At 31.1% G+C, this 3084-nt stretch carries 2 protein-coding genes and 1 pseudogene; all 3 read right to left on the reverse strand.

Going from position 1 to position 3084, the window contains the following annotated elements; genetic code table 11:
* Positions 1–808, reverse strand: an 808-nt coding sequence (locus tag PTI45_RS23535; RefSeq protein ID WP_069330027.1) for a nucleotidyltransferase domain-containing protein, incomplete at its 3' end; no start/stop codon positions are given.
* 435 nt (positions 809–1243) lie between these two features.
* A pseudogene (locus tag PTI45_RS24665) lies at positions 1244–1378 on the reverse strand (IS30 family transposase); the annotation flags it as partial.
* A 336-nt stretch (positions 1379–1714) separates the two neighbouring features.
* Positions 1715–2965 (reverse strand): hypothetical protein, encoded by a 1251-nt coding sequence (locus PTI45_RS23540; RefSeq protein ID WP_069330028.1) that lies wholly within the window; start codon positions 2963–2965, stop codon positions 1715–1717.
* Positions 2966–3084: the final 119 nt, after the last annotated feature.

Below are 3084 nucleotides of genomic sequence, written 5' to 3' on the forward strand. Positions count from 1 at the left end.
GTTTGAAAAAGAATACTTTTCTGTAATCGCTATTTTCCAAATAATAGTTATTAGGTATATTCCAGAACAAAGATTCTAAAGCAAAGGAGCTTATTGTACCTGCAGATTTAATATTTAAATCTTTCATGAGATAGCGCATCATTTTGAGAATACGAACCATTTTTTTATAATAATAATTTGTAGCGATATTTTTTTCTTTTCCGTTCTTAATGTGTTGTTCTGGATAATTGATAATAGTTTCTCCAGAATCGGCAGATATATAAATACCACCTACAAAATTCAGCGGATTATTTGAGAAATCATAACTAAAATCTTTATATCTTTTACATGGGACAGCATCTGCATCCTTGCGATAGGTATTCCCGTGAATTTTAATCGATTTATTTTCTCTACTGACAGAAGAACCAAATTTTTCTTTCAGGGCGTATTCAACTTCGTCTTTGAATGTGATAGGGGGATTAGGAACTGTTTGAAATTGATAATCCTTTTCTGTTGCTCCATGTCTATACTTTGTTATAAATACTTCTTCTTGAACTACAGCAATGTCAACATCGCTCTGTGTGCGAACATTTGTGTTATTAGCATATGATCCTTGCAAAAATACTTTGATTTTTCTAGTAGGGGAACTCATTTCTTGAAAGTATGCATTTGTCTCATTATACATGGTATCAATTGTACTTCTAACTTCATGAAATCCTAAATTTTTTAAAGCATCAATTACCATTCGGATTGCATTTTTGCATTGTTGCTCCTCTGTGGCACTCAAGGGTTGGGCATAATCATTTAAAACTTGTTCTGTAAACTTCATAATACAACTCCTGTCATTATAATAGGAACGTTTGTTTGTATTTATATTATATATTGCTAAGTAAGTAAATACAATAAAATCAAAACAGTTATAATATCTGAATTTTTGAAAATAAATCTCAAAGCTATTTATAAATAAATAGAATGAGATAAAGTCACTTGTGAACTTTAAGAAAATTGTATACTTGAACTGCTTTAGTTCTACTTATAAGCTTTACTCACTTTTGGAGGTACTTCTTTAATTACGGCAAGCGGTGCTTATTATATTCTAAGATTACTCAAAGAATGTTTACTTATACGAGAACAAACCATATATTGGTGAGAATGTTTTCGACACCCTCACCAATATATGGTTTGCTTGCTACAAATATTAGATATATGACTAATTATCAATTCAAGCGCAATAGTTTACCTGAAACGATTAGTGAATCGACTTCTAGCCTAAATATTTGCGAGTTCGGTTGTTCATTAACCGTACAACCTGATTTAGTTTATCGTCGGTTACCTGAGCAAAGTTATGACCTTTAGGAAAGAACTTTCAAAGCAAAGCATTGGAGTTCTCATTCGATCCGCATTTACGGTCTAGATGGCAGCACTTAAATTATTGTCCGGCGATTACCCGAAAGAAATTTCCATCCATATCGCTTACTGGTTTGCTTTGTGGCGATGCTGGATTGCTCCAGAGAATAATTTTTTTGTAGTTAGCTTCGATGTGGTTTTGAGTGTTTCTTCAAACATGTTACGACTGTTTAGCCTCTTGTAACCTATAACTTTGCGAAGTTCCATTACTTTAGAGTATGCGGATTTGCCAATCCTGCGGATCGTCCGAATACGCAACTCATCGCTTAATACCGGATTCTTGGCTATAGAATAGCTTTAGTTTACTACACTTAAGCTATAGAATAGTTTATTTATCTGACTTACTAGATTCTATACGAATTTTATCTGTTTTAATCATAATCATTTTTGCATTTGAATCTGAAATGTAATACATATCATCTTTTTGAGCAACTAACTCTACATTTTTCAATTGTGGTGTATTAATATGCGAAGATTTGTCATCTGACTTAGCGACATCTTCATAATATATATCTTGATGCTCAGTCTTTGGAGTGGTAGCGCGAAAGAATGCTCCAGTTAATTTAGCGACATCAGGAATAGTTGTACTTACAAATGCTAATGTAACAAGAAGAAATAAAGAAGAAATAGTTATAATTCCTAAGCGTTTTAACGCTTCTCGATTCAATACTTTGAGTTGTTCTATTTCTTCTTCATTTAAAGGATCAGTATTGACTTTTGGTTTAAACCAATTCCTAGTTAACCAGCTTATTGTTATACTAATAAGCATGATACATAAGCTGAAAATGATCCAATTGATGATTCTGTTATCAGAGCGTATCGTAATAATAGAAGTTACGAACAGCATAATTATGAAAGAAGCAGGAATACCCAATGCGAATCGATAAATAGGGTGTGAAAGTGCACGTTCAAAGTAACTAAATAACAAGGCAACTAAAAAGATAATGATTAGTTCATATAATCCATTTTTTGAAGGAGGAATATTAAACAAAATGGAAAAAATAGTGATTAATAATAATCCGTACAACATACCAAAGAATGAAGAAATGATCCCTTTTTGAATTTGCCTAAATAAAAATATCCCTATAGCAACAGCTAAAGGACCTAACCATACATAAAAAAAGCTATTTGATTTTTGTGAAGGATCAAAAATACCGCCTACAAAAAAAGATGAAAGAGAATAATGGAATAAAAAGAATAAAAATAATACAATGAATATTCGAATAAAACCTAGTGTACGACTACCCTTAGTAAATACATGTTTTACTCCAATACTGATATTCCAGAGAAGTATAACAAAAAAAGCAATGACACTAATAAACATTGTACTTGTTATAGTAACAGCATAAAAAGGAAAGGGTACATTACTTATCAATAAACTAATCAAACTAATTTGGGAGGTACTCATTCCTGAGAAATAATAACCGAATAAAAAAGAATATCCGATCGAATAAAAAACAAGACCACTTAAAGTAATACAAGCGCAAAATGCAGACGTTATACTTAACCTTTTCAAAATGAGGATTAATAGAGTACGATTGACACTTGATTTCAGAAATCCCAATACTTTTTCTAACATTCATCGATTCTCCTTTAATATATATTTAAAATATATATCGGAATTTTTTAAAAATTTAATCGCTTTTTATAATCAATACTATTATTTATTCTTAGCTATTCAAAATAGAATAGATCAAT

The sequence above is a fragment of the Paenibacillus nuruki genome, from assembly GCF_001721045.1.
GTDB lineage: Bacteria > Bacillota > Bacilli > Paenibacillales > Paenibacillaceae > Saccharibacillus > Saccharibacillus nuruki.

Bases quoted from the DNA above. Each gene is read 5' to 3' on its own strand.
- PTI45_RS23540 (WP_069330028.1), bottom strand. From the start codon at position 2,965: ATGTTAGAAAAAGTATTGGGATTTCTGAAATCAAGTGTCAATCGTACT.